Source organism: Bradyrhizobium sp. SZCCHNS3052 (genome assembly GCF_032484495.1).
Lineage (GTDB): Bacteria > Pseudomonadota > Alphaproteobacteria > Rhizobiales > Xanthobacteraceae > Bradyrhizobium.
In genome coordinates, this window is the sequence record NZ_JAUETB010000012.1 from 74,116 (window position 1) to 99,732 (window position 25,617).

The following is a 25,617-nucleotide window of genomic DNA, read 5'->3' on the forward strand; positions in this document are numbered from 1 at the left end:
AAGTCATCGTCCCACAAAAGCCGGTGGCTACGGGTCCCTGCGTTCGCAGGGACGACAACGGAGTTTGCTGAGGCGCCGGTGCGCTCCAACATGGGCTGGGCCGACGGCGGAGGTGGTCGAGGCAGTCGAGTGTTATCGCCCGACCCTCGACGAACCGCGCGTGACTGCCTACCTTCCCCCGGTGCCGCCCCGCGTCTCACCAGTCCCACCCGACGACAGCGCCGCGCTGCCCGACCATTTCACCGAATGGTTCGCGGCGCGCGGCTGGGCGCCGCGCGCGCATCAGCTGGCGCTGCTGGAGAAGGCTCGCGCGCAACGCTCGGCGCTGCTGATCGCCCCGACCGGCGCCGGCAAGACGCTCGCCGGGTTCCTGCCGACCCTGGTGGAGCTCGGCTCCGCCGTCGCGCCGAAGCATCGTTCTGTTCTTGCCAAGACATCCGCTCTCTCCACTCCCGCTCCCCTTGTGGGGGAACGGCGGGGAGGGGGGCCTCCGGCGGCGGTGTCGATGGTGACACCCGGCACCGAGCCGAATGCACTGGTCGAACTCGCGAACACGGAAAAGAGCAAGCAGACGGCGAACCGCATCCCGCGACCCGCCGGCCTGCACACGCTCTACATCTCCCCGCTCAAGGCGCTCGCGGTCGACATCGCGCGCAATCTCGAGGCGCCGATCTCCGAGATGGGCCTGCCGATCAAGGTCGAGACCCGCACCGGCGACACGCCGGTGTCCCGCCGGCAGCGGCAGCGCCGCTATCCGCCGGACATCCTGCTGACCACGCCGGAGCAGATGGCGCTGCTGCTGTCGTCCGACGATGCGCCGTTCCTGTTTTCCTCGCTGAAGCGCGTCGTGCTCGACGAGCTGCATGCGCTGGTCACCTCCAAGCGCGGCGATCTCCTGTCGCTCGCGCTGGCGCGGCTGTGGCGGCTTGCGCCGGACATGCGCATGATCGGCCTGTCGGCGACCGTCGCCGAGCCGGAGCAACTCGCGCGCTTCCTGGTGCCGCAGCCGTGCGGCGGCATAGCCGCGGCCGACGTCGTGGTCGCCGGCGGCGCCGCGCCGCCGGTGGTCGAGATGCTCGACACGCAGGAGCGGCTGCCGTGGGCCGGCCACAGCGCGCGCCATGCGCTGGCCGAGATGTACGAGCTGATCAAGCGAAACAAGACCACGCTCGTGTTCGTCAACACCCGCAGCCAGGCCGAGATGCTGTTCCAGGAGTTCTGGCGCATCAACGACGACAATCTCGCCATCGCCCTGCATCACGGCTCGCTCGACGTCGCGCAGCGCCGCAAGGTCGAGGATGCGATGTCGGCCGGCAGGCTGCGCGGCGTCGTCTGCACCTCCTCGCTCGATCTCGGCGTCGATTGGGGCGACGTCGATCTCGTGATCAATGTCGGCGCGCCCAAGGGCTGCTCGCGGCTGATGCAGCGCATCGGCCGTGCCAATCACCGGCTCGACGAGGCTTCGCGGGCGGTGCTGGTGCCGGCCAACCGCTTCGAGGTGCTGGAATGCTCGGTCGCGATCGATGCCATCGCCGACAATGCGCAGGACACGCCGCCTTTGCGTACCGGCGCGCTCGACGTGCTGGCGCAGCACGTGCTCGGCTGCGCCTGCGCCGAGCCGTTTCTCAGCGACGAGCTCTATGTGGAGGTCATCACGGCGGCTCCCTACGCGTCGCTGTCGCGCGCTGATTTCGACGATGTCGTCGACTTCGTCGCCACCGGCGGCTACGCGCTGAAGACTTATGAGCGGTTCGCCCGCATCAAGCAGGATGCGAGGGGACGCTGGCGCGTCGCCAATCCCAAGGTGCGGCAGAGCTATCGCCTGAACGTCGGCACCATCGTCGAGGAGGCGATGCTGAAGGTGCGGCTGGTGCGCTCGCGCGGCGGGGCCAAGGGCACGACCGGCGCGATCGCGCGCGGCGGACGGCTGCTCGGCGAGATCGAGGAGGCGTTCATCGAAGGCCTCACCCTCGGCGACACGTTCGTGTTCAGTGGCGAGATCGTGCGCTACGAGGCGCTGGCCGAGGACCAGGTCTATGTGTCGCGCGCCAATGATTCCGATCCGAAGGTGCCGTCCTACATGGGCGGCAAGTTTCCGCTGTCGACCTATCTCGCCGAGCGCGTGCGCGGCCTGCTCGACGACCGCACCGCCTGGAGCGCGTTGCCGGAGCAGGTGCGCGACTGGCTGTCCTTGCAGAAGGACGTGTCGCGCATCCCGGCCCGGCGCGAGCTTTTGGTCGAGACCTTCCCGCGCTCCAACAAGCACTACATCGTCTGCTATCCGTTCGAGGGCCGGCTCGCGCATCAGACGCTCGGCATGCTGCTGACGCGCCGGCTCGAGCGGGCGCGCGCCCGGCCGCTCGGCTTCGTCGCCAACGAATATGCGCTTGCGGTGTGGGGGCTCGGCGACATGTCGCTGATGGTCAAACAGGGGCGGCTCGATCTCGCCGCGTTGTTCGACCCGGATATGCTTGGCGACGATCTCGAGGCGTGGCTCGCCGAATCCGCGCTGATGAAGCGCACGTTCCGCTCGTGCGCCATCATCTCCGGCCTGATCGCGCGGCGGTCGACGACCGAGGAGAAGACGCGCCGCCAGGTGCTGTTCTCGACCGATCTGGTCTATGACGTCCTGCGCCGGCATCAGCCCGATCACATGCTGTTGCGGGCGGCGCGCGCCGATGCCGCCACCGGCCTGCTCGATCTGAAGCGGCTCGGTGATATGCTCCAGCGCATCGAGGGACGAATCACCCATCGGGAACTCGATCGCGTCTCGCCGCTGGCGGTGCCGGTGATGCTGGAAATCGGCCGCGAATCCGTCTATGGCGAGGCCGCCGACGAGCTCCTGGCCGAGGCTGCCGAGGAACTCGTGAAGGAAGCGATGGGGTAGATCGAGAAGCGAGGCGGACTTGCGGGGGACTTTCTGCGCATCGGGCATGATGGACGTCGCCGGCACCGCGCTGCGCGTCGATCTCTCCGGCGCGCTGGTGTGGGACGAGCAGCGTCTGCTCGTCGTCTCCGATCTGCATCTGGAAAAGGGCTCGAGCTACGCGTCGCGCGGCACCTTGCTGCCGCCGTTCGATACCGTTGCGACTCTCAATCGCCTCACAGCCGTGATCGCCCACTACAATCCGCGCGTCGTGATCGCGCTTGGCGACAGCTTTCACGATCGCGATGCGCATACGCGTCTCACCGGCGACGACCGCGCCTGCATCGCCAACCTGCAGGTCGGCCGCGACTGGGTCTGGATCACCGGCAACCACGATCCGGCCCCGCGCGGCATCGGCGGCGAACTGGCCGACGCGGTCACGCTCGGCGCGGTGACGTTCCGTCACGAGCCCTCCGGCGCGCGCGGCGAGATCGCCGGCCATCTGCATCCGAAGGCGCGCGTCGCGACACGAGCGCGCACGCTGGAGCGGCGCTGCTTCGTCTGCGATGGCGAGCGCGCCGTGATGCCGGCGTTCGGCGCCTATGCCGGGGGCCTGAGCGTGCGCGACGCGGCCTTCGCCAAGCTGTTTCCGAAGCGCGCCTTCATCGCGCATGTGCTGGGAGATAGACGCCTGCACAGCATCGCCGCGGCGCGGTGCTATTAGTTGGATGATGGAAATTCATTAGTTGGATGAGTGATCAGAGGTCGAACGGATCATTCGAAGTTGGACTGATCATGCCCGCCGCGCGCATCGCTGTGCTCTCTCCCTCGCTTGCGGGGGAGAGTTGGAGAGGGGGCGCCAAGCGCAGCGCCGTCGGAACGGCCCCTCCCTAGCCCTCCCCCGCAAGCGGGAGAGGGAACGCAGCGTCCTCGTGGCGTCATGGTCGCCGGAGCCGCGGACGAATGCCCGTCAGGCCGCCTTCGCCTGCACCTTCTCGCAGAACTCGGCCAGCCGGTCGGCCAGGCGCAGCGTCGCCGGGCTGGCGTCGGGCGAGGCGACCAGCGCGACCTCGGTGCGCTCGATCGGCGCAAAGCCCTCGCGGGCGGTCAGCACGCGGTGCTCCGACTGCACCGACATCTCGGACAGAATGCTCAGCCCCATGCCGGCGGCGACCGCGGCCTGGATGCCGGCGAGGCTCGACGAGGTGTAGGCCATGTGCCAGGCGCGTCCCTCGCTCTCCAGCGCATGGATCGCGCGGGTGCGATAGATGCAGCCGAGCGGGAAGCCGATCAGCGGCAGCGAGCGGGCCTCGAGGTTGACCGGATGGCTCTTGCTGGTCACCCAATAGACCTGCTCCGGCCATGCCGCGATCGCTGCGTGTGCGTCGTCGGCACCGCGCTTGAGCAGCGCCAGATCGAGATCGCCGCGCTCGATGTCGCGCTTGAGGTTGAGGCTCTGGTCGGCGCGCACGTCGAGCCGCAGATCGGGGTGGGCGCGCGAGAACGCGGCGAGCAGCTTGGCGAGCCGGTAGGCCGCGAAATCCTCGGGGATGCCGAGCTTCACCGCGCCGTCGGGTCCGGGCCGCGCCACGACGTCGCGGGCCTCCTCGGCGAGCGCGAGCAGGCGGCGGGCATAGGACAACAGCCGTTCGCCGGCCTCGGTCGGCGTGACCTCGCGGCCGTCGCGGTTGAGCAGCGTCTGGCCGAGGTCGTCCTCCAGCCGGCGAATCTGCTGGCTGATCGTCGACTGCGTGCGGTGGACGCGCTCGCCCGCGCGGGTGAAGCCGCCGGCCTCGACCACCGAGACGAAGCTGCGCAACAGGTCCAGATCGAGCACTCGGGACCTCCATTCGGAAAACCACTGAGTGTCAGTCTATCATTTAATTTCCAAATGGGAAAGAACAGCCCTACACCGGCGGCGAAGGAGACCTCCGATGTCGTCCGTATCCTCCGTTGCCGTGAGCCCCGAGAAGTCCAACCTGCTGCCGCTCCAAATCGGCCTGTTCTGCCTGTTGTGGAGCTTTGCCTTCGTTGCCGGCAAGATCGGGGTGACTTATTGTCCGCCGCTGCTGCTGCTCGCGGCGCGGTTCTCGCTCGCTGGTGTCCTCATTCTTGTGGTGCCGGCGGTCCGGGGCGAGCTGCGCATGAGCTGGCGCGATGCGGCCGTGTTCGCGATCATCGGCATCGCCAACAACGCGCTGTATCTCGGTCTCGGCTACACCGGGCTGCAGACCGTGTCGGCGGGGCTCGGCGGCCTGATCGTCTCGGCCAATCCGGTGTTCACCGCGGTGTTCGCGGCGCTGCTGCTGGGCGAGCCGCTGACCCTGCGCAAAATCTCAGGCCTCGCGCTTGGCACCATCGGCGTCGCCATGATCGTCTGGCACCGTATGTCCGTCGGCACCGACCAGCTCGAAGGCATTCTCTATACGCTGGCGGCGCTGGCCTCGATCGTGACCGGCACCATTCTGTTCAAGCAGCTCGCCCCGCAGGGCAGCCTGTGGGTCGGCAACGGCATCCAGAACCTCTCAGCCGGGCTGGTGTTATGGCCGGTCGCGCTCGGCGTGTCGCACGTGGGCGAGATCGTGCCGAATGCGCAACTGATCGGCGCGTTCGCCTTCCTCGTGCTCGGTGGCTCGATCCTGGCCTATGTGCTCTGGTTCCATCTCTTGAAAGTATGCGGCGCGACCGCGGCCAGCGCCTATCATTTCGTGATGCCGCCGCTCGCGATGATCTTCGCCTTCCTGGTGCTCGGCGAGCACGTGGCGCTGCAGGACCTGCTCGGCGTCGTTCCCGTCGCGCTCGGGATCTATCTGGTCACGCGGGCGCCGGCCCGTACCATTGGAGCATCGTCATGAGTGTTGCGATCACCCTGATCGGCGGCCCGACCGCCCTTATCGAAATCGATGGCTTCCGCCTGCTGACCGATCCCACATTCGATGCTCCCGGCCGCTATGAATTGCCGCATGTCGTACTGGAGAAGCTCACTGGACCAGCGATGACCGCTGAGGCGATCGGGGAGGTCGATGCGGTGCTGCTGAGCCATGATCAGCACTCCGACAATCTCGACCATGGCGGCCGCGCCTTCTTGAGACGCGCACCGCGCGTGCTCACGACGGAAGTCGGCGCAAGCAGGCTCGGTGCGCTGGCGGAAGGATTGGCGCCGTGGCAGACGACGCAGCTCAGCAAAGGCGGCAGGACATTGACGGTCGCGGCGACGCCGGCGCGCCATGGTCCCGCCGGCATCGAGCCGCTCGCGGGCGATGTGATCGGCTTCGTCCTGATCCCGCAGCACGGCGCGCCCGTCTATGTCAGTGGCGACACGGTGTTCTATGACGGCGTGGCGGAGGTGGCGCGGCGTTTCAAGCCTGGTGTCGTGATGCCTTTTGCCGGAGCGGCGCAGACACGCGGGCCGTTCCACCTCACCATGGACACCAACGACACGATCGAGACCGCGCGCGTGTTTGCCGAGGCCGCCATCGTTCCGGTTCACACGGATGGCTGGGCGCATTTCCGCCAGAGCGCGCAGGACCTGCGCAAGACCTTCGATGCGCTCGGGTTCGGTGCGCGGCTGAAGCTTCTGGAGCCCGGTGTTCGGACGGTGATCGCCTCGTCACCCAGCTCCTCCCACTGACGAGAAAAAGATCAATCCCGACGGAACACGATCGACGCCATCCATCCCGTCATCAGCGCCATCGCGGCGGTGACGAGGCCGTAGACGAAGCCGCTCTGCCGCGCCGAGTTCGCGACGAACTGCTCGAAGCCGACCTTGACGATCTCGAACGCGGTCTCCGTCTTGGTGACCAGCGCGCCGTCGGCGAGCAGCTTGATCTCGACCTCGTAGGTGCCGATCGGCACCGCAGCGGGGAGCGGAATGCCGGTGCGGAACAGCGTCGGCGTGAGGAAGGTCACCGCGGACGTATCCTCGCGGTACAGGCCGTGCTGCGATTGCAGCCGCACGAAGGCGCTGCGGAACGCGTCGTTCGGGACCACGTCGGCATAGTCGGGACCGACGCGCTGGGTCAGCAGCACGTTGTTGAGTCCGAGCTGCTGCCGGCGCAGCACCTCGGGCGCGGCCATCGCATCGAACTGGCGGTTGGCGAACAGCGCCAGATAGCCGGGCACCTTGAGGAACTGGCGCGAGTCGGTGTTGATCCAGATGCCGAACTTGCGCTCCTTGCGCCGCGTCACCATGTCGGCCCGCGGGCCCCGGACGGTGACGACGAGGTCATAGGCGGTGCGACCCGGCGGGGTCTGGGTGTCCTTCTCGACCGAGCCGAACAGCACCAGCTCCTCCCCGGAATAGTTCGGCGTCACCGTCACGCGATGGTTGGAGACCGAGACGATCAGCCGCTCGGCGCGCGCCGATGCGGCGCCGGCAAGCAGCAGCATGAAGGTGAGGCTGGCGAGGCGGAGCGGCGTCATCTGCTGATCTCGGTCTCGCGGATCGTGAACGGGTCGTCGGGCTTGATCACGAGCTCGATCGCGAACCGGATGCCGACGGCGAGGATCAGCAGGCCGAGCAGCAGCCGCAGCTGCTCGCCGCGGATCATCTGGCCGGCGCGGGCCCCGAACTGCGCGCCGGTGACGCCGCCGACCATCAGGATCAGCGCCAGCACGGCGTCGACCAGATGATTGCTCATCGCGTGCAGCATGGTCGCGATCATCATGGTCGCGAGCGTCAGGACCATCGAGGTGCCGATGACGGTCGAGGTCGGCACGCGCAGCAGGTAGATCAGCAGGGGCACCAGAATGAAGCCGCCGCCGATGCCCATCACGGCGCCGAGGAAGCCGATGATGAGGCCGATGGCGATCACCGGAATGACGGAGACATAGATCTTCGAGCGCTTGAAGCGCATCTTCAGCGGCAGGCCGTGGATCCAGACATGGCTGCCCGGACGCCGCACGGTCGCGACCGCGCCCTGGCGCGCGCGCATCATCGCCCGCAGACCCTCCCAGAACATCGTGCCGCCGACGCTCGTCAGCAGGACGACATAGGACAACGCGATCATCAGATCGAGCTGGCCGAGCGACCGCAACAGGGTGAAGGTGGCGACGCCGAGTCCGGTGCCGAGCGAGCCGCCGATCATCAACACCGCGGCCAGCGAGGGATCGATGGCGCGCCGTCGCCAATAGGACAGCGCCCCGGAGAACGAGGAGGCGGCGATGTGGCTGGAGACCGAGGCGACCGCGACCGCGGGGGTGATGCCGACGAAGATCAGGAGCGGCGTCATCAGGAACCCGCCGCCGATGCCGAACATGCCGGAGACGAAGCCGACGGCCGCGCCCATCGCCAGCAACAGGAAGATGTTGACCGGGATGTCGGCGATCGGAAGATAAATCTGCATCCGCGCGGCCTCTGCGATCCTTCGAGCGAGCATCCCGCGCATGCGACGCAGGATGCCGAACTCCTGCATAACCGAAAATGGCAGCGAAGGGATCAGTCATTCCCGCCCAAAGTGACATCCACCGGCGCCGAGCGTGGGGGTCTGGCCGCTCCGTCAAAGGGCCTTGAGCGGCGCGGTCACCAGCCTCATGGCCTCGGCATCGCCCGGATCGAGCCAGCGGATGTCGCGGGTCTGCGACATCGCCTCGATGACCTGCGACGATACGCCCATGCGCGTCATGTAGCCGAGGATGGCGCCGGTGACGCGCTGGGTGTCGGCGACCGCGTCGGCGCCACGGGCCTCCGACGTGAAGCGGTGCACGCCGAGCGCCGAACCATCGAGGCCGTAGCGGGTCTGCCCGCCGGCGAAGGCGAACACGCAGGCGCTGGCGCAGAAGCCCGGACGGATGCGGCCGGCATTGTCGGCCACGCCGACGGCGGTAGCGAGTCCATGGGCGCGGATGATCTCGCCCATCAGCACCCCCTGGTCGAGGTTGCCGCCGGGCGAGGACAGCAGGATCACGTCGCCCGGCTTGAGACGGGCCTCGCTGATCCGCTCGCGCAGCCAGCCGGCCGCCGCTGGCCCGATGGGGCCGCTGACGGCGAGCACGGTGCGCCTGCCGCCCAGCCCGGCAAGCGCGGGGTCGGCGACCAGCGCCGCCGACAGACTCGGCGAGATGTACTGATCCTTCCAGAACGACCAGGCGTCGGGTCGCGACAGGTCGCGGTAGGCGCGAATGCCTCCGCCGAGCACGATTGCAACGAAGAAGATGACGGAAGCCAGCCGGCGCCATCGGAACGCCGCAGGATAGCCGTCGGTCACTTGCTGCATTCGTTGGCGAGGAGGCGGAGCAGCGGCGACGTTCGCCGTAGTCCGCGGCGGCACGCGGGGGCCCGTCGGCGACTGCAGGAAGCGCGCGCCGTCCTGTTGTTCGTTCCCCGCTGACACCCGTCGATGCTCCCTCGCGGCGCTCGTGATGATCCGCCGCGACAACCTATATCGATCGACCGCGCGACACTATGGCGGCGCGATCGCAAGCCGGGAGGATTTTTCAGGCTGTGCGCGGACGCTCGTCCATGTCGAAAGAGGGGCGCTATGCCCGTGTCAGCGCGGCGCCGTCGCAGCCGCGCGCTTCGCCAGCGCCGCCTTGGCCGCGGCTGCCTTGGCGATCGCCTGCGTGCCATCCCAGCCTCCGACGGGCGCCGGCACGTTCACGGCGTCGTCGGGCTGCGGTTCGACCGTGAAGGTCTGGATCGCGAGCTTGGCCGCGGCGAGCGACTGGACATCGAGCCGCTTGGCGACATCGTCGCGCTTGCGCCCCGCGTCGACGTCACCCTGCGCTGCGGCCAGGGTGAACCATTTGTAGGATTCGGCGAGGTTCTGTTCGACGCCGATGCCACGGGCATAGAGGATGCCGAGGTTGAACTGGCTATCGGCGACGCCGCGCTCGGCGGCCTTGCGGAACCATTGCGAGGCGCTCTTGTAGTTCGCGCCCTTGCCGCCGCCGTCGGCGTCCAGCACGGCGAGATTGTGCATCGCCTTGGCGTTGCCGCGCTCGGCGGCGACCACGTAGTAGCGGCGGGCGATGTCGGCGTCCTTCTTCACGCCGAGACCCTTCTCGTAGAAGGTGCCGAGACGGAAGACCGCCGGGATCAGCCCCGCCTGCGCGGCGCGGTCATACCACTTCGCGGCTTCCTCATAGTTCGCCGCGACGCCCTTGCCCTCGGCAAAGCGCACGCCGACTTCGTAGGCGGCGGTCGGATCACCCTTCAGGGCGGCATTGCGCAGCGCCAGTCCGCCGATGGCATCGGGCAGCTTCTCGGAGGCGGGCACTTGCACCAAGCCGAGCTTCTGGCCGTTGGCAGCGGTTGGGATCGTGCCGGTGATATCAGTGGGGACGGCAGCAGGTAATGTGGCTGGCTTTTCGACGTCCTGCGGGATCGCGAGCATTGCGATCGTCTCCGCTTCGCTCGGCATGGCCCGATTGTAGGACTGACGGTCGATCGGCGTCGGCGACGTCAACGACGGCACGCTCTGGTCGGGCGTCGTCGGCCGCGGCGACAGGCTCGGCGAGGCCGACGGCATCTGCGCGCGCGGCGCCTCGCCCTGGGTTTCCATCGGCGAGATCGGTGGCGGCGTGCTGCCGCTGTCGAGCAGCGACATCGCGAATTTGAAAGTGCCGAGCACGATCACGACGACGCTGGCCCCGACCAGGAGCGAGCGGATCTTCGACCCAATGGTCGAGACTTCCTCGTCACCCTCGGCGGTGAGAGCGAACGTCGGCTTGTCCTTGGGTTTGGCCTTGGGCTTGACAGCGTCGCTGGCGACGTCCTTGGGGAGGTCTTTCGGCGGTTCCTTGGCCTTCTCCTTCGGCTTGTCCTTCTTCGCCTTCTTGGCGTCCACGGGCTGTGCAGCCGCCGCGGCCTGCGCCGCGCGGCGCGCAGCCGCGATGAAGCTCGACGTCGACACCGGCTCCCGCTTGCCGGCGGGAAGCTCGCTCAGCGCATCCTCGGACGCGGCGATCCGCTCGGCGGGCGATGCGGTCCGGCCAGGCGGACGGGTGCCGGGTTCGAGCGGATGATCCGGCGGCAGTTCGGGGACGATGACGGTCGGGCGGGGCGCCTGTGCTGTGTGCGGCTCGAGGATGTCGGCGATCGCCTTCGGCGGAATCGGCGGCGGCATGGCGGCCGCCGGCGCCTGCGCGGCGTGGAAGTCGCGCGAGGCGGCCGCGAACGCCTGTTGACCCGCGGCCGGAGCGACAATCTGTCCCGCTGGCTGCTCGGCCGCCGGATTGGGCAGCTCCGGCCGGTAGGCGGGCTCTGGCCTGGCCGGCTCGGCAAAGGCCTGGGGCGCCGGCACGCGTGCGGCCGGCATCGGCGACTCGATTGGCGGTGCCAGCGGCGGCAGCGCGGCCGGCGGGCTCGCGGTGGCGCGCACATTGCGCAGGTCGCCTTCGATCATGGCGAGGCGGTCGACGACGTGCCCCAGCGTGTTGTGGACGGCCTCGAGCGAGTCCTGGGTGTTGCGGTCGGTCTCGGTCTGGCTGAAGCGGATGTCGGACAGTTCGCGCTTGACCATGTCGATCAGGCCGCCGTCCTGCGACGTTTCGCGCTGCGACCGGCTCTCCGCCAGCGCTGCGAAGGTCGCCTGCTGCCGTTCGAGATAGCGCAGGATGTCCTGCAGGCCGTCCTCGACGCGGGTCATGTTGCCGCCGCGCGGGTCGTTGGCGGCCTCGAGCCGCTCCAGCAGATAGCTGATCCGCTGTTCGAGATGGGTGATCGCCGATGAGCCGTCGTTGCCGACCTGCAGGCGGTCGATGCGGTCGGACAGGCCGCGCAGCGCGTCCTCGATCTGGGCAGTGTGGTCGGGCGCGGCCGCCGGCGGCTCGCGGCTTTCCAGGGTCGAGGTCAGCGCGGCAATGCGCTGTTCGAGCGCCGCAAAGGACTCGTGGAACGAGTCGTGAGTGTCGCGCGCCTGTGTGACCTGGTCGACCTTCGACGACAGCTGGCGGAGATCGTCCGACAGGCGTTCCAGCGCGTCGTTGGAGGCGACATTGGCGACGATCGCGCGCAGCGCCGCGATGGCGCTTTCGAGCTGCTGCACGGTGCCGGGGTCGTCATTGGCGCGCAGGATCAGGTCGAGCTTGGCGCCGAGATTGCGGATCGCCTCGTCATAGACGGCGAGCTGCTCGGCAGGCTTCAGCGAGCCGACGACCTCGCGGATGTCGGTCAGCGCGCGCTCGATCCCGGCCAGTGCGTGGCCGTCGACGCCGGTGTTGCGGTTCTCGTCGATACGGCGCGACAGCGAGCGAATCTCGTTCTCGATCGACTCGATCGCCCGGCGCGGCATCGCCTCGGTGATGGCGTGACGAATTTCGGAGAGCTCGTTGCGGAAGCCGGCGATCGACTGCTCGATGCCGTCGTCGGGGCGATGCAGCGCCTCGATCTGGCTCGTGATCTTCAGCAGGTGGCGTTCGAGCAGCGAGAAATCGGGAGTGGGGGCTGCCGGTTGCGGCGGCGTCAGCGGCGCGCTGATCGGAGTCATCAGCGGCGCTGCTGCGGATGCCATGGCAGGCGCGGTCGGCGGTGCCTGGTGCGGCGGCAGCGGGCGCGCATTGTCGAGCTCGCTCTGGCGGGCGCTGATCTCGGCCACGGCCACGTCGAACGAACCCGCGCTGAGCGGCTGGGCGGGCCGGTAGAGCTGCGCAGCGGCGCGCTCGACGCCGTCAGGACCACGATAGCGGTCCTCGGTGTCCGGCTTGCGCAGCGGCGTCGAGATCTGTGACAGGCGGGCGTCGAGCCGCGAGATCGCGTCGTTCAGCTGACGCGCGACGCCCTGCTCGTCGCGTGGCCCATCCTTGCGCGCGACGGGGCGCGACATTTGCTCGATCTGCCGTGCGATGGAGTCGAGCCGCTGATGGATGTCGGTCACCTCGCGGGCATCGCGGCTGACGGTCGGCGTGCTGCGTGGCGCGGGGCTGCCGCGGAAATCGGGCGGGGTCGATGCGCCGAGCGTGGAGTTGATCCAGTCGTTCAGCGTCATTCCGGCGCGTTGCGCCGCGGCCTCGGCCCTCTCGCGGACGGACGGGTCGATGCCTTCATTACTCCACGGTACGCGCGAATTCATGTCTCGTCCGGTTCCGCTTCCAGCGCTCCACCAAGCGCCTCCAGCCTCCCCACGCGTCCCGGACATGAACATGAACGGGTCCGCGCAGATCGTCTGCTCCAGGTCCCGACTTTTGACTTTTACGGTAAATAACGCGTTAAGTTTACCGCCGGCGCGGCCAGAAGTTTTGCCCTATCAAACGGCGGGTATCAGCCGGCATTTTCACGCGATGATGGATCGAGCGGCCGCACGCTGCTCGCGCCGGATATCGTCGACAGCGCGGTGATCGCTTCCTCGCACCATTCCGCCACCATGCGTTCGTGGCGCAAGCCGAGACGCAGGTTGAGGAGCTTGCCCATATCGGCCGGGGCCACGTTGCCGTCCGCATAATGCTTCTTGAGGATGCGATCGTAGCGCTCGGCGCGGTCGCGATGATGCTCGAGCCGCGCCATCAGGTCGGCCCGGATCGGCCCGATGTCGGCGGCGCCCAGTGCATAGAGCCGGACGAGAAGATCGTCCTTCGTCGAGGCCGGCGTGCTCGGCCGCGCCGCCCAGCTGCGAAACGCCGCGCGGCCCTCCGCGGTCAATGTGTAGACCAGCTTGTTGGGCTTGCCGGTCTGCACCACCTCGCGCCCCTGGATGTAGCCGCGGTCGCGCAGCCGCGACAGCTCGCGGTAGATCTGCTGGTGGTCCGTCTTCCAGAAGAAGCCGATCGAGGAGTCGAACGTCTTGGCGAGCTCGTAGCCCGTCATCGGATGTTCGGTGAGGCAGGCGAGGATGGCGTCGCCGAGGGCCATGGCCGGAAACTGCTCCCGTTTTTCTGATCGTGTTCTGCCCCGCTCCACGCTTGACATTATGCACACTAGCGCATATGCGTCAATGTGCATATGGGGTGGTTGTGGTGCTGGCCTGTTCCGCCCCGAGGAGACGCCCAATGACAATGACCGGCCTCGATGGATGGTACGGCTACATGAGGTCTCACGATCTCGGCGCTTTGCGGGAGCTGCTGCATCCCGACGCCGTGTTCGAAAGTCCCGTCGTGCACACGCCGCAACGCGGCCGCGACATTACCTTCAAATATCTCGCGAGTGCTGAGAAAGTCTTAGGCGGTCCCGGATTCAAGTATGTCGGGGAGTGGCGTAACGCCACGGGCGCCGTGCTCGAATTCGAGAACGAGATCGAAGGGATCAAGCTCAACGGCGTCGATATCATCAGCTTCGACGACGCCGGTCTGATCACACATTTCAAGGTCATGGTGCGCCCGCTCAAGGCGATCAATTTGCTGCACCGCCTGATGGGCGAACAGCTCGCCGCCATGAGCAAGCCGTCGTGACGCGACCGACAGTCGCAAACTAACGGCTGCCGCAAGCCTTGAGAAATCGCTACAGTCCGCGGCCTGCATTGCCTGCCGCGTCCGTGGAATTCCCCGTCTGAAACTTCAGCCTTCCTGCCGGAGACGCCAATGCCGATCTACAAAGCCCCCGTGGAAGATGTCACCTTCCTGCTCAACGACGTGTTCCAGATCGACCGCTACGACAACCTGCCGGGATTCTCCGATGCCTCGGCGGATGTCCGCGAGGCGATCCTCGGCGAAGCCGCCAAGCTCGCCGAAGAGGTGCTGCATCCGCTGAATCGCGTGGGTGATCTCGAAGGCTGCAAGCGCCATGACGACGGCAGCGTGACCACGCCGAAAGGCTTCAAGGACGCCTACAAGCAGATCGTCGAGGGCGGCTGGCTCGGCCTGTCCGCGCCAACCGAATATGGCGGGCAGGGCCTGCCGGTGACGCTCAGCCAGACCGTCAACGAATTCCAGTGCTCCGCCAACATGGCGTTCTCGATGTATGGCGGCCTCACCATGGGCGCCACCGCCGCACTCATCGTGCATGGCAGCGAGGAGCAGAAGAAGACCTACGTGCCGAAGATGGTCGCCGGCGAGTGGACCGGCACCATGAACCTCACCGAGCCGCATTGCGGCACCGACCTCGGCCTGCTCCGCACCAAGGCGGTGCGCCAGGCCGACGGCAGCTTCAGGATTTCCGGCACCAAGATCTTCATCTCGGCCGGCGAGCATGACTTGGCTCCCAACATCATCCACCTCGTGCTCGCCCGCATCGAGGGCGCGCCGGCCGGCATCAAGGGCGTGTCGCTGTTCGTGGTGCCCAAGTTTATGGTCAATCCCGACGGCACGGTGGGTGCGCGCAACGGCGTCACCTGTGGCTCGATCGAGCACAAGATGGGCATCCACGGCAATTCGACCTGTGTGATGAACTACGACAACGCCACCGGCTGGCTGATCGGCGAAGAGAACAAGGGCATGCAGGGCATGTTCGTGATGATGAACGAGGCCCGGCTCGGCGTCGCCGTGCAGGGTCTCGCGCAGTCCGAGGTGGCCTATCAGAACGCGGTCGCCTATGCGCGCGAGCGCATCCAGGGCCGCTCGCTGACTGGGCCCAAGGCGCCCGACAAGGCCGCCGATCCGATCATCGTGCATCCCGACGTGCGCCGGACCCTGCTGTCGATCCGCGCCTTCAACGAGGCCGCGCGCGCGATGGTGGTGTGGACCTCGCTGAAGAGCGACGTCGCGCACCGCTCGCAGGACCCGAAGGACCGCCAGGCCGCCGACGACCACATGGGCCTGATGACCCCGGTCATGAAGGGCTACATGACCGACATGGGCTTCGCCAACGCGGTCCAGGCGCAGCAGATGTATGGCGGCCACGGCTACATCGCCGAGTGGGGCATGGAGCAGTTCGTGCGCGATGCGCGCATCGCCATGATCTACGAAGGCGCCAACGGCATCCAGGCGCTGGACCTCGTCGGCCGCAAGCTGCCGCGCGACGGCGGCCGCGCCGTGATGGCCTTCTTCAACGAGGTCGGCTCGTTCGCCAAGGAGCAGGGCGGCAACGACGCGATGAAGCCGTTCGTAGCCCCGTTGTCGACCGCGCTCGGTCACCTGCAGCAGGCCACCACGTGGCTGATGCAGAACGCGATGACCAAGCCGGACAATGCCGGCGCCGCCGCGACCGACTACATGCATCTCTTTGCGCTGGTCACCTTCGGCTACATGTGGGCGAAGATGGCGAAGGTGGCGCAGGACAAGATTGCGGCCGGCGACGGCTCGACCTATCTCACCACCAAGCTGGTGACGGGTCGCTTCTTCATGGAGCGCGTGCTGCCCGAAACGGCGGCGCATCTCGCCCGCCTCCAGGCCGGTTGTGCGACCGTGATGGAACTGCCGGCGGAAGCCTTCTGAGGATCAGACGAGAGCCGGTGCGCGCCGCGCGCCGGCTCCGTCGTCAATGCGAACAACAAATCTGACCAGATGAGGAGGGCGTGATGCCTGAGGCCTTTATCTACGACCACGTACGGACTCCCCGCGGCCGCGGCAAGGCCGACGGCAGCCTGCATGAGGTGACCGCGCTCGCGCTCGCCACCGTGCCTTTGAAGGCGCTGAAGGACCGCAACAACATCCCTGAGGACGCGGTCGACGACGTCGTGCTCGGCGTGGTCGATCCGGTCGGCGAGGCCGGCTCCGACATCGCGCGCTTCGCCGCGCTGAATGCGGGTCTCGGCGATGCCGTTCCGGGCATTCAGATCAGCCGCTTCTGCGCCTCCGGCCTCGACGCCGTGAACTTCGCCGCGGCGCAGATCATGAGCGGCCAGCATGAGCTGGTCATCGGTGGTGGTGCGGAATCGATGAGCCGCGTCGGCATCGGTGCTTCCGGCGGCGCCTGGCCGATGGATCCGTCGATGGCGGTGCCGTCCTACTTCATGCCGCAGGGCGTCTCGGCGGATCTGATCGCGACCAAATACGGATTCTCGCGCGACGACGTCGACGCCTATGCGGTGCAGAGCCAGCAGCGCGCGGCGAAGTCCTGGGAGGAAGGACGCTTCGACAAGTCGGTGGTGCCGGTCAAGGACATCAACGGCCTGACCATCCTCGCCAAGGACGAGCACATGCGTCCCTCGACGACGATGCAGTCGCTGGCGCAGTTGCAGCCGTCGTTCGTGCAGATGGCGCAGATGGGCGGCTTCGACGCGGTGGCGATCCAGTCGCATCCGGAGATCGAGCGCGTCAACTACGTGCATCACGCCGGCAACTCCTCGGGCATCGTCGACGGCGCCGGTGCGGTGCTGCTCGGCAGCAAGGAGGCCGGCGCGAAGTACGGCATGAAGCCGCGCGCGAAAATCCGCGCCTTCGCCAATATCGGCTCGGAGCCCGCGATGATGCTGACGGGCCCGGTCGACGTTACCGAGAAGCTGTTCGAGCGCTCGGGCATGAAGAAATCCGACATCGATCTGTTCGAGCTCAACGAGGCGTTCGCCTCGGTCGTGCTGCGCTACATGCAGGCGTTCGAGATCGACAAGGACAAGATCAACGTCAATGGCGGTGCGATCGCGCTCGGCCATCCGCTGGGCGCCACCGGCGCGATGATCCTCGGCACCGTGCTCGACGAGCTCGAGCGCACCGGCAAGGCGACCGCGCTGGTGACGCTGTGCATCGGCGGCGGCATGGGCACCGCGACCATCATCGAGCGGGTGTGATCGACACCACGTCATTCCGGGGCGATGCGAAGCATCGAACCCGGAATCTCGCGATGAGTAGCAACGCAAGCCAGTATCGAGATTCCGGGTTCAAGGCTTTCGGCCCTGCCTCGGAATGACGGTCAAGACCACAATTTTTTGCCGCGCCGACCGGCTGCAGGCACGAGGGAGCACCACATGGCCTTCAAGAACTTCAAACTCGAAACCGATGCCGACGGCATTGCCCTGATCACCTGGGACATTCCGGGCCGTTCGATGAACGTGCTCGACGAAACCTCGACGAACGAGCTCGAGGCCCTTGTCAAGGAGACCACTGCGGATGCCGCTATCAAGGGCGTCGTCATCACCTCGGCCAAGGAGGCGTTCTGCGCCGGTGCCGACCTGTCGATGCTCGAGGGCATGAACCGCATCTATCTGGACGTGCTGAAGAGCAAGGGCGAGGAAGCCGCCAACCAGATGCTGTTCGACACCAGCCGGCGCTTCTCGCAGATCAATCGATCGATGGAAACCTCCGGTAAGCCGTGGGTCGCCGCGATCAACGGTCTTGCGCTCGGCGGCGGCTTCGAGATTACCCTGTCGTGCCACTACCGTGTCGCGGCCGAGAATCCGAAAACCCGGCTCGGCCTGCCCGAGATCAAGGTCGGCCTGTTCCCGGGCGCCGGCGGCACCCAGCGTGTGCCGCGTATCGTGCAGCCGCAGGACGCGATGAACCTGCTGTTGAAGGGCGAGGCGTTGACGCTCGACAAGGCCAAGGCGCTGAAGCTGGTGGACGCGATCGTGCCGGCGGCGGATCTCATCAAGGCCGCGAAGGATTGGATCAAGGGCGGTGGCAAGGCCGTGCAGCCGTGGGACGAGAAGGGCTTCAAGCTGCCCGGCGGCCCGGTGTTCTCCAAGAACGGCATGATGATGTTCCCGGCGGGCAACGCCATCTATCGCCGCGAGACCTACGACAACTATCCGGCCGCACGCGCGATCATGAGCTGCGTCTATGAAGGGCTGCAGCTGCCGATCGATGCCGCTCTGCGTGTCGAGTCGCGCTACTTCACCAAGATCCTGCGCTCGAAGGAAGCGGCGGCGATGATCCGTAGCCTGTTCCTGTCGATGCAGGAACTCAACAAGGGCGCGCGTCGTCCGGCCGACGTGCCGGCGACCAAGCTGAAGAAGATCGCCGTGATCGGCGCCGGCTTCATGGGCGCCAGCGTCGGCTACGTCTCGGCCCGCGGCGGCCTCGAGGTCGTGCTGATCGACCGCGACCAGGAGAGCGCCGACAAGGGCAGGGCGCATGCGCAGGGCGTGATCGACGGCCTGGTCAAGAAGGGCCGCGCCAAGCCGGGCGAGGCCGAGGCGATCATGGGCCGCATCACTGCGACCGCGGACTACGCGGCGCTGAAGGAATGCGATCTCGTCATCGAGGCCGTGTTCGAGGACCGCAAGGTCAAGGCCGAGACCTACGCCAAGGCGCAGGCCTATCTGAAGGACGGCGCGATCTTCGCGTCGAACACTTCGACCCTGCCGATCACCTCGCTGGCCGAAGAGTTCAAGGACCAGGGCCGCTTCATCGGCATCCACTTCTTCTCGCCGGTCGAGAAGATGATGCTGGTCGAGATCATCATGGGCAAGAACACCGGCGACGTCGCGCTGGCGACCGCGCTCGACTACGTCCGCGCCATCGGCAAGACGCCGATCGTGGTCAACGACTCCCGCGGCTTCTTCGCCAATCGCTGCGTGATGCGCTACATCGCGGAAGGCAACGAGATGTTCCTCGAAGGCGTGCCGCCAGCGATGATCGAGAACGTCGCCAAGATGGCCGGCATGCCGGTCGGCCCGTTGTCGCTGTCGGACGAGGTCGCGCTCGATCTCGGCCTCAAGATCATGAAGGCGACCGAGCATGATCTCGGCCCCAACGCGATCAACCAGGACCACAAGAAGCTGATGGTCGAGCTGGTCGAGAAGCAGGGCCGCTTCGGCCGCAAGAACGCCAAGGGCTTCTACGACTATCCCGAGAAGGGCAAGGGCCAGAAGAGCCTCTGGCCCGATCTCGTCAAGCTGCAGCCGAAGCATCTCGATCCCGACACGCTCGATGTCGAGGAGCTGAAGCAGCGCTTCCTGGTGGTGCAGGCGGTGGAAGCCGCGCGCACCGTCGAGGACCACGTCATCACCGACGTGCGCGAGGCCGATGTCGGCTCGATCCTAGGGTTCGGCTTCGCGCCGTTCACCGGCGGCACGCTGTCCTACATCGACTTCATGGGGACGAAGAAGTTCGTCGAGCTGTGCCACAAGTTCACGGCGAAGTACGGCTCGCGCTTCGCCCCGCCGAAGCTCCTGGAGGAGATGGCCGCGAAGGGCGAAACCTTCTATGGCCGCTTCCCGCCGAAGAAGGCGGCGGCTTGAGACCGGAATGATGGACGGAAGCGAGCCGCGCTTGCTGTCCATTCCCTCCCCCCTTGTGGGGGAGGGTTAGGGAGGGGGGTAGCCACAGGCACCAGCGCTTGTGGCTACCCCCCTCTCTATCTCTCCCCCACAAGGGGGGAGAGAACAGACTGCCCGAAAAGCAACAGCGAGTTCTTTCAAGATCTCGCTCACCCCGCCTTCATCAGCCCTTCCTTGGTCAGCGCCTCCTGCACCTTCGGCCGTGCGGCGACGCGGTTCTTGTAGGCCACGAGATTCGGCATCGCCGACAGGTCGAACTTCATCCGGTCCGCCCAGGTCAGGATGGTGAACAAATAGCCGTCGGCCACCGTGAATTGCTGGCCCATCAGGTAGTCGCGGCCTGCGAGCTGGCTGTCGATGTATTTGAACTTGCCCATCACCCGGTCCTTGAAGAACGCCTTGGCGTCGTCGGCGAGCACCGGTGAGAACATCGGGCCGAAATTCTTGTGCAGCTCCGAGGTGATGAAGTTCAGCCACTCCAGCAGCTTGTAGCGCTCGCCGCTGTCGCGCGCCGGGGCCAGGTTCTTGGTCGCCGCCTGGTCGGCGATCATCTGGACGATCACCGGGCCCTCGGTCACGATCTCCCCGCTCGGCAACCCCAGCGCCGGCACCTGGCCCTTCGGATTGACCTTCAGGTAATCGTCACCATTTTCCAGGGTCTTGGCGCGCAGATCGACCTTGACCAGGTCGTAGGGCAGGCCGGCCTCGAGCAGGGCGATATGGGGCGAGAGCGAGCAGGCGCCGGGTGAATAATAAAGCTTCATCTTTTATTCCCTCCGTGAGACCGTTTTTGTCTGTGGAACCTGTCGAGCGGTCACACCCGCCCTTACATGCAGATGCATGGAATAGTCAAGATTGATGCAGCTGCATCGAATGCGCTAGACTGCGCATTCGAGGATACGAGCCGGCCCATGAAACGCAAACCATCGACCGAGGCGACCGCCGCCTGGATCCGCCTGATGCGGGTCCAGAGCCGGGTGCTGGACTGCGTCGAGCAGGAGCTGAAGAAGGCCGGTTTTCCGCCGCTCGCCTGGTATGATGCGCTGCTGGAGCTGTCCCGGGCGCCCGCGGGCGAGCTGCGCCCGGTCGAGCTGGAGCGGCAGATGCTGATCCCGCAATATTCCACCTCCCGGCTGATCGACCGGCTGGTCGACGAAGGTCTGGTCGTCCGGCGCGAATGCAAGATGGACAAGCGCGGCCAGTTCGTCGAGATCACCGAGGCCGGACGCGAGCTGCAGAAGCGGATGTGGTCGGCCTATTCCGCCGCGATCGAGAAGCATGTCGGCTCCAAGCTGTCGGATACCGACGCTGCCAAGCTTTGCATGCTGCTGGATCGCCTGGGCTGCTCCTGTGGTCAGGCCGCTCCGGTGGCGGCCGGAGAGGGCGCGGCGACCCGATGAAGCATCCGTTCCCATTCACATCCGCGGCCCCCTGGGGTCCGCGGCCCTTCCTGTCACCACGCGCGACCCTCGAAGCGCTTCTGAACCGAGACACCCATGGCGCGTGACCAGATCGATATGACCCCGCTGCAGTCGCGCGACGAACTCGTGGCGTGGCTCGCGGCCGGCGTGAAGCCGCCGTCCGCCTTCCGCATCGGGACCGAGCACGAGAAGACGCCGTTCACGCTCGACGGTCATCGCCCCGTTCCCTACGAGGGCGCGCGCGGCATCGGCGCGCTGCTCGAAGGCATGAAGCTTCTGCTCGGCTGGGAGCCGATCATGGAGCGCGGCAACATCATCGGGCTCTATGACGTGACCGGCGGCGGCGCCATCTCGCTGGAGCCCGGCGGCCAGTTCGAGCTGTCCGGCGCGCCGGTCGAGACCGTGCACCAGACGCATGCGGAACTGATGGCGCATCTGGCGCAGGTCCGCGAGATCGCGACTCCGCTCGGCATCGGCTTTCTCGGCCTGGGCATGACGCCGTCCTGGTCGCGCGCCGAAATTCCCCTGATGCCCAAGGGCCGTTACAAGATCATGACGAGCTACATGCCGAAGGTCGGCCGCTATGGCCTCGACATGATGTACCGAACCTGCACCGTGCAGACCAATCTCGACTTCTCTTCCGAAGCCGACATGGTCAAGAAGCTCAGGGTCTCGGTGGCGCTGCAGCCGATCGCGACCGCACTGTTCGCCAATTCGCCGTTCACCGAAGGCAAGCCGAACGGCTTCCTGTCGTTCCGCTCCGAGATCTGGCGCGACACTGACAATCAGCGCTCGGGTATGATCCCGTGGGCGTTCGAGGACGGCATGGGTTTCGAGCGCTGGGTCGACTACGCGCTCGATGTTCCCATGTATTTCGTGAAACGCGAGGAGACCTATATCGACGTCTCCGGCACCTCGTTCCGCGACTTCTTCGCAGGCAAGAACCCGGCGATGCCGGGCGAGCGTCCGACGCTGTCGGACTGGGCCAATCACCTCTCCACGATCTTCCCGGAGGTGCGCCTGAAGCGCTACCTGGAAATGCGCGGTGCCGACGGTGTGCCATGGGGCCGGCTGCCGGCGCTGCCGGCGTTCTGGGTCGGCCTGCTCTACGACGACGTCAGCCTCGACGCGGCCTGGGACCTGGTCAAGACCTGGACCGCGTTCGAGCGCCAGAACCTGCGCGACGACGTGCCGCGCCTCGGCTTCAAGGCGCGTGTTCGCAATCGCTACGTGTTCGAGATCGCCAAGGAATGCCTGACCCTGGCGCATCTCGGCCTGCGCCGGCGCAGTCGCATCGACCATCTCGGCCGCGACGAGAGTCGCTTTCTCGAGCCGCTCGATCAGATCATCGATTGCGGCTGCTCGCCGGCCGAGGAGATGCTGGAGAAGTTCGATGGCCCGTGGGGCGGCTCGGTCGAGCCGGCCTACGACGAATATGCGTTCTGATCGGAACGGCCGAGCCTGCAGCCGTCGCAGGTTCGCTGCGTCGCCTGTTCCACGTTGAGGCGGTTGGCGGCTCGGGTCCGCTGTTTTTTGTTGCGATTTTGTGTCCCAGGTTCGATTCAGCGCCCGGGCGGCGCTGCTTTGCCTTCCGCAGCTCCCACCGGTCCGGGCCGTTCATCCGCCATACAGGTTCGTGGCGATCAAATGACTGCCTAAAAACTCGTAAGAAAACTCGAACATTAACAATGGGTCGGATGATTCAGCGGCGGCGCGTGGGGCGCTTCATCGGGGCATGGCTGAGGGTACTGGTGTGCCTGTTCGCGGCTGCGTTCCTGACGCCGGCTTCAGCCCAGACCTATTCCGATCGTCCCGGTGGCGACTACATGAGCGCGCCGATCGCCTCCGGCGACCCGGCCGATTGCGCGCTGCTGTGCGAGCACGACCGGCGCTGCCGCGCCTGGAGCTTCAGCTATCCGACCGTGATGGAAGCGGGTGCGGTGTGCTGGCTGAAGAACAGCGTGCCGGCGCGCGTGCCGGACAATTGCTGCGTTTCGGGCGTGCGCGGCGCGGGCGTCGTCGAGATCCGCAATGATGCGGTCGAGACGTCGATCGACCGTCCCGGCGGCGACTACCGCAGCTTCGACATCAAGACCACCGATCTGAAGGGCGGCGAGAAGGCCGCCGAAAAGAGCGACAAGAACAGCGGTGACAAGGCGGCGGACAAGAAGGAAGAGAAGGCCGCCGACGCCGAGGACATCTGCAAGGCCGCATGCACCGGCGACAACAAATGCCGCGCATGGACCTTCGCGCGGCCCGGCTACGCCGGCAAGGAAGCGCATTGCTTTCTGAAGAAGGAAATCAAGCCGCCGCGCCGGCGGGCGGGGTTCACCTCGGGTGTCGTCCGCTGAGGCATCGCGCCCTCCGACGCGTCGGAAAATTTCGGTCCGCGGTCGCGTAACGTTTCATCTGTCCGGCTCGTATTGATTGACGGCACCGCGGCTCTTGCCGACGGCTGCCTGTCGCAATGCAGAGATCGGGGTTTGCCATGACGTTTTCGCGCAGGTTGTTTGCCACCGCAGCGCTTGCTGCCACAGTCGCCGTCGGAGGGCTCGGAACGGCATGGGCTGTCGAGACCACGCCCTACTCGGACGCGGCCTTCAAGGCGGCGCAGACCGCCGGCCAGCCGATCCTCATCAAGATCGATGCCAACTGGTGCCCGACCTGCAAGGCGCAGAAGCCGATCATCGACAAGCTCGCGGCAGAACCCAAATTCAAGAACCTTAAGATTTTCCGCGTCGACTTCGATGACATGAAGCCGGTGGTGAAGGCGTTCGGCGCGCAGATGCAGTCGACCCTGATCACCTTCAAGGGGACGACCGAGACCGGACGCTCGGTCGGCGACACCAAGGAAGCCTCGATCGCGGCGCTGCTCGACAAGAGCCTGTAGCGCATCATGCTCGCGTTGCTGCTGGCCTTTGTGGCCGGCCTGCTCTCGATCCTGTCGCCCTGCGTGCTGCCGCTGGTGCCGATCGTGCTCGGCGCGGCGGCATCGGCGCATCCGCGCGGTGCGCTGGCGCTCGCGGCAGGCCTTGCGCTGTCCTTCACCGGCATCGGCCTGTTCATCGCCCTCGCGGGCAACTCCATCGGCCTCGATGCCGGCGCGTTCCGCCTTGTCGCAGCGATCATCATGCTGGCGATCGGCGTCGTGCTGCTGATGCCGTCCTGGCAGGCGCAGCTCGCCGTCGCCGGCGGCCCGGTGCAGCGTTGGGCCGACCGGCATTCCCAGGGCTTCGCGGCTTCGGGCGCCGGCGGCCAGTTCATGATCGGCCTGCTGCTCGGCGCTGTCTGGTCGCCCTGTGTCGGACCGACATTGGGCGCGGCGTCGCTGCTGGCGTCGCAGGGGCACGATCTCATTCGCGTGACCTTTACGATGCTGGCGTTCGGGCTGGGGGCCGGCCTGCCTCTGGTCGTGCTCGGGCTGGTGTCGCGGACGACCATGACACGCCTGCGCGCGCGGCTGCTGTCCGCCGGCAAGCTCGGCAAGATGCTGATGGGAGCGGCCTTCGTGGTCGTCGCGGTTGCGATCCTCAGCGGCGCGGACAAGCAGCTGGAAGCTTGGCTGGTCGAGCACTCCCCGGCGTGGCTGACTGAGCTGACGACGTCGATCTAGGCAGCGTTTGCAAGACGCGCCGGCAGCCCGGCACACTCGCCGTCATTCCGGGGCGGGCCGCGCAGCGGCACGAGCCCGGAATCCATCGCGCCGCGCGTACTGACGATCAATGGATTCCGGGCTCGCGCTGCGCGCGCCCCGGAATGACGCGGAGAAAGCTGTTGCTCTTCTTGCGCATCATTCCTCGGCAGCGATTACCGTGATTTCCGGCCATAGCGCCTTCCAGCGCGCGGCCTTCGCCGCGTAGTTCGCCGCCGAGAAGTTGGCCGTATAATTCGGCCGCACGATCATCTGTTCGATGTCGTCGAGGCCCTTGGGCGCATAGAGCTCGTATCCGTCTGCGACAGGGCGAAGACCGACCTGGGTGTTGACGGTGAGGAAGCGATCGATGCCGTCGGTGGAGCGTGTCACGGCAGGATAGGGCCGGCCGTGCTTGGTCGGATACCAGAGATGCACGCGCGCCTGATTACGGACTTCGACTTTGGCATCGACCCCATGCAGACAGGATGCCATGCGCCGGATCATGGCATCCTCGGCATCCCATGACGTGTCGGGATCGAAGTAGAAGATATCGTAGTCGTTGATGCCGTGATCGACCGGACGTCCGGTGCGCACGTTCCAGACCGTCTGGGTCAGGCAGCCGGCGACGATCCACGCATCAGGCAGCGCCGTCACGCGCAGCATATCCAGGATCGCCGTGTTGACGGGATTGCGGAGCGCTGACGTGACGAAGTGATCATGGTTCACAGTCTT

The 25,617-nt window shown here is 66.7% G+C and carries 21 protein-coding genes; 13 read left to right on the forward strand and 8 right to left on the reverse strand.

From position 1 onward, the window contains the following. Positions 1-181: 181 nt before the first annotated feature. Together QX073_RS28045 and pdeM are read left to right on the forward strand one after the other, a co-directional pair. Entirely contained in the window at positions 182-2,887 is a 2,706-nt protein-coding gene (locus QX073_RS28045) for a ligase-associated DNA damage response DEXH box helicase (RefSeq protein WP_316226734.1), read from the forward strand. 49 nt (positions 2,888-2,936) lie between these two features. Continuing rightward, entirely contained in the window at positions 2,937-3,590 is a 654-nt protein-coding gene (gene pdeM, locus QX073_RS28050; RefSeq protein ID WP_315769738.1) for a ligase-associated DNA damage response endonuclease PdeM, read from the forward strand. A gap of 246 nt (positions 3,591-3,836) precedes the next feature. Here pdeM and QX073_RS28055 read toward each other — a convergent pair whose 3' ends face one another. Beyond that, the gene (locus QX073_RS28055; protein ID WP_315717945.1) at positions 3,837-4,703 is read right to left on the reverse strand and encodes a LysR family transcriptional regulator; all 867 of its coding nucleotides are present in this window, start codon (positions 4,701-4,703) and stop codon (positions 3,837-3,839) included. A 97-nt stretch (positions 4,704-4,800) separates the two neighbouring features. On the opposite strand from QX073_RS28055, the gene QX073_RS28060 reads away from it, so the two are divergent. Together QX073_RS28060 and QX073_RS28065 are read left to right on the forward strand one after the other, a co-directional pair. After that, positions 4,801-5,721 carry a DMT family transporter gene (locus QX073_RS28060; protein WP_316165586.1) on the forward strand — a complete coding sequence of 307 codons (921 nt, stop codon included), beginning with the start codon at positions 4,801-4,803 and terminating at the stop codon, positions 5,719-5,721. Further along, on the forward strand, positions 5,718-6,497 hold the full coding sequence (locus QX073_RS28065; protein WP_316165585.1) for an MBL fold metallo-hydrolase: 780 nt from the start codon (positions 5,718-5,720) through the stop codon (positions 6,495-6,497). Before QX073_RS28060 ends, QX073_RS28065 begins: the two co-directional genes overlap by 4 nt. A gap of 11 nt (positions 6,498-6,508) precedes the next feature. Here the strand turns inward: QX073_RS28065 and QX073_RS28070 are convergent, their stop codons facing one another. From QX073_RS28070 to QX073_RS28090, 5 genes are all read right to left on the reverse strand, one after another. Further along, on the reverse strand, positions 6,509-7,288 hold the full coding sequence (locus tag QX073_RS28070) for a TIGR02186 family protein (RefSeq protein ID WP_315717942.1): 780 nt from the start codon (positions 7,286-7,288) through the stop codon (positions 6,509-6,511). Continuing rightward, complete coding sequence (locus tag QX073_RS28075; RefSeq protein WP_316165584.1) at positions 7,285-8,211, reverse strand: sulfite exporter TauE/SafE family protein; 927 nt, start codon at positions 8,209-8,211, stop codon at positions 7,285-7,287. The genes QX073_RS28070 and QX073_RS28075 overlap by 4 nt, the downstream gene beginning before the upstream one ends. Positions 8,212-8,364: 153 nt before the next feature. Continuing rightward, positions 8,365-9,198, reverse strand: a complete 834-nt coding sequence (locus tag QX073_RS28080) for a hypothetical protein (RefSeq protein WP_316226709.1) — start codon at positions 9,196-9,198, stop codon at positions 8,365-8,367. A 156-nt stretch (positions 9,199-9,354) separates the two neighbouring features. Then, entirely contained in the window at positions 9,355-12,876 is a 3,522-nt protein-coding gene (locus QX073_RS28085; protein ID WP_316226711.1) for a hypothetical protein, read from the reverse strand. A 188-nt stretch (positions 12,877-13,064) separates the two neighbouring features. Further along, entirely contained in the window at positions 13,065-13,652 is a 588-nt protein-coding gene (locus tag QX073_RS28090; protein ID WP_315717938.1) for a PadR family transcriptional regulator, read from the reverse strand. 137 nt (positions 13,653-13,789) lie between these two features. Here QX073_RS28090 and QX073_RS28095 point away from each other — a divergent pair, with 137 nt between their 5' ends. From QX073_RS28095 to QX073_RS28110, 4 genes are all read left to right on the forward strand, one after another. Continuing rightward, positions 13,790-14,188 carry a nuclear transport factor 2 family protein gene (locus QX073_RS28095; protein ID WP_315717936.1) on the forward strand — a complete coding sequence of 133 codons (399 nt, stop codon included), beginning with the start codon at positions 13,790-13,792 and terminating at the stop codon, positions 14,186-14,188. A 129-nt stretch (positions 14,189-14,317) separates the two neighbouring features. Beyond that, a complete protein-coding gene (locus QX073_RS28100) occupies positions 14,318-16,108 on the forward strand; it encodes an acyl-CoA dehydrogenase C-terminal domain-containing protein (protein ID WP_315717935.1) in 1,791 nt (596 codons plus the stop codon). An 83-nt stretch (positions 16,109-16,191) separates the two neighbouring features. Next, positions 16,192-17,400, forward strand: a complete 1,209-nt coding sequence (locus QX073_RS28105) for an acetyl-CoA C-acetyltransferase (protein WP_315717934.1) — start codon at positions 16,192-16,194, stop codon at positions 17,398-17,400. A gap of 177 nt (positions 17,401-17,577) precedes the next feature. Further along, positions 17,578-19,791: an FAD-dependent oxidoreductase gene (locus QX073_RS28110; protein WP_316226712.1), complete on the forward strand. Its 2,214-nt coding sequence runs from the start codon at positions 17,578-17,580 to the stop codon at positions 19,789-19,791. A 188-nt stretch (positions 19,792-19,979) separates the two neighbouring features. Here QX073_RS28110 and gstA read toward each other — a convergent pair whose 3' ends face one another. Continuing rightward, the gene (gene gstA, locus QX073_RS28115; protein ID WP_316201992.1) at positions 19,980-20,594 is read right to left on the reverse strand and encodes a glutathione transferase GstA; all 615 of its coding nucleotides are present in this window, start codon (positions 20,592-20,594) and stop codon (positions 19,980-19,982) included. Between the two features lie 147 nt (positions 20,595-20,741). Between gstA and QX073_RS28120 the strand changes: the two genes are divergently transcribed. From QX073_RS28120 to QX073_RS28140, 5 genes are all read left to right on the forward strand, one after another. After that, complete coding sequence (locus QX073_RS28120) at positions 20,742-21,230, forward strand: helix-turn-helix domain-containing protein (RefSeq protein WP_316226713.1); 489 nt, start codon at positions 20,742-20,744, stop codon at positions 21,228-21,230. Positions 21,231-21,326: 96 nt separating this feature from the next. Continuing rightward, positions 21,327-22,697, forward strand: coding sequence for a glutamate--cysteine ligase (locus tag QX073_RS28125; protein ID WP_316226714.1), 1,371 nt, complete (start codon positions 21,327-21,329; stop codon positions 22,695-22,697). A 251-nt stretch (positions 22,698-22,948) separates the two neighbouring features. Next, positions 22,949-23,602, forward strand: a complete 654-nt coding sequence (locus QX073_RS28130) for a PAN domain-containing protein (protein ID WP_316226735.1) — start codon at positions 22,949-22,951, stop codon at positions 23,600-23,602. Positions 23,603-23,739: 137 nt separating this feature from the next. Then, positions 23,740-24,141: a thioredoxin family protein gene (locus QX073_RS28135; protein WP_316226715.1), complete on the forward strand. Its 402-nt coding sequence runs from the start codon at positions 23,740-23,742 to the stop codon at positions 24,139-24,141. 6 nt (positions 24,142-24,147) lie between these two features. Then, the gene (locus QX073_RS28140; protein ID WP_316226716.1) at positions 24,148-24,864 is read left to right on the forward strand and encodes a cytochrome c biogenesis CcdA family protein; all 717 of its coding nucleotides are present in this window, start codon (positions 24,148-24,150) and stop codon (positions 24,862-24,864) included. A gap of 177 nt (positions 24,865-25,041) precedes the next feature. On the opposite strand, the gene QX073_RS28145 is transcribed toward QX073_RS28140, so the two are convergent. Beyond that, on the reverse strand, positions 25,042-25,611 hold the full coding sequence (locus tag QX073_RS28145; RefSeq protein ID WP_316226736.1) for a nucleotidyltransferase family protein: 570 nt from the start codon (positions 25,609-25,611) through the stop codon (positions 25,042-25,044). Positions 25,612-25,617 lie beyond the last annotated feature (6 nt).

What these genes read in the sequence shown, in the direction of transcription:
- QX073_RS28110 (WP_316226712.1), top strand. Translation starts at nt 17,578, where the DNA reads ATGGCCTTCAAGAACTTCAAACTCGAAACCGATGCCGACGGCATTGCC.
- QX073_RS28120 (WP_316226713.1), top strand. Translation starts at nt 20,742, where the DNA reads ATGAAACGCAAACCATCGACCGAGGCGACCGCCGCCTGGATCCGCCTG.
- pdeM (WP_315769738.1), top strand. Translation starts at nt 2,937, where the DNA reads ATGGACGTCGCCGGCACCGCGCTGCGCGTCGATCTCTCCGGCGCGCTG.
- QX073_RS28100 (WP_315717935.1), top strand. Translation starts at nt 14,318, where the DNA reads ATGCCGATCTACAAAGCCCCCGTGGAAGATGTCACCTTCCTGCTCAAC.
- QX073_RS28140 (WP_316226716.1), top strand. Translation starts at nt 24,148, where the DNA reads ATGCTCGCGTTGCTGCTGGCCTTTGTGGCCGGCCTGCTCTCGATCCTG.
- QX073_RS28095 (WP_315717936.1), top strand. Translation starts at nt 13,790, where the DNA reads ATGACAATGACCGGCCTCGATGGATGGTACGGCTACATGAGGTCTCAC.
- QX073_RS28075 (WP_316165584.1), bottom strand. Translation starts at nt 8,211, where the DNA reads ATGCAGATTTATCTTCCGATCGCCGACATCCCGGTCAACATCTTCCTG.
- QX073_RS28070 (WP_315717942.1), bottom strand. Translation starts at nt 7,288, where the DNA reads ATGACGCCGCTCCGCCTCGCCAGCCTCACCTTCATGCTGCTGCTTGCC.
- gstA (WP_316201992.1), bottom strand. Translation starts at nt 20,594, where the DNA reads ATGAAGCTTTATTATTCACCCGGCGCCTGCTCGCTCTCGCCCCATATC.
- QX073_RS28125 (WP_316226714.1), top strand. Translation starts at nt 21,327, where the DNA reads ATGGCGCGTGACCAGATCGATATGACCCCGCTGCAGTCGCGCGACGAA.
- QX073_RS28135 (WP_316226715.1), top strand. Translation starts at nt 23,740, where the DNA reads ATGACGTTTTCGCGCAGGTTGTTTGCCACCGCAGCGCTTGCTGCCACA.
- QX073_RS28090 (WP_315717938.1), bottom strand. Translation starts at nt 13,652, where the DNA reads ATGGCCCTCGGCGACGCCATCCTCGCCTGCCTCACCGAACATCCGATG.
- QX073_RS28105 (WP_315717934.1), top strand. Translation starts at nt 16,192, where the DNA reads ATGCCTGAGGCCTTTATCTACGACCACGTACGGACTCCCCGCGGCCGC.
- QX073_RS28130 (WP_316226735.1), top strand. Translation starts at nt 22,949, where the DNA reads ATGATTCAGCGGCGGCGCGTGGGGCGCTTCATCGGGGCATGGCTGAGG.
- QX073_RS28060 (WP_316165586.1), top strand. Translation starts at nt 4,801, where the DNA reads ATGTCGTCCGTATCCTCCGTTGCCGTGAGCCCCGAGAAGTCCAACCTG.
- QX073_RS28065 (WP_316165585.1), top strand. Translation starts at nt 5,718, where the DNA reads ATGAGTGTTGCGATCACCCTGATCGGCGGCCCGACCGCCCTTATCGAA.
- QX073_RS28085 (WP_316226711.1), bottom strand. Translation starts at nt 12,876, where the DNA reads ATGAATTCGCGCGTACCGTGGAGTAATGAAGGCATCGACCCGTCCGTC.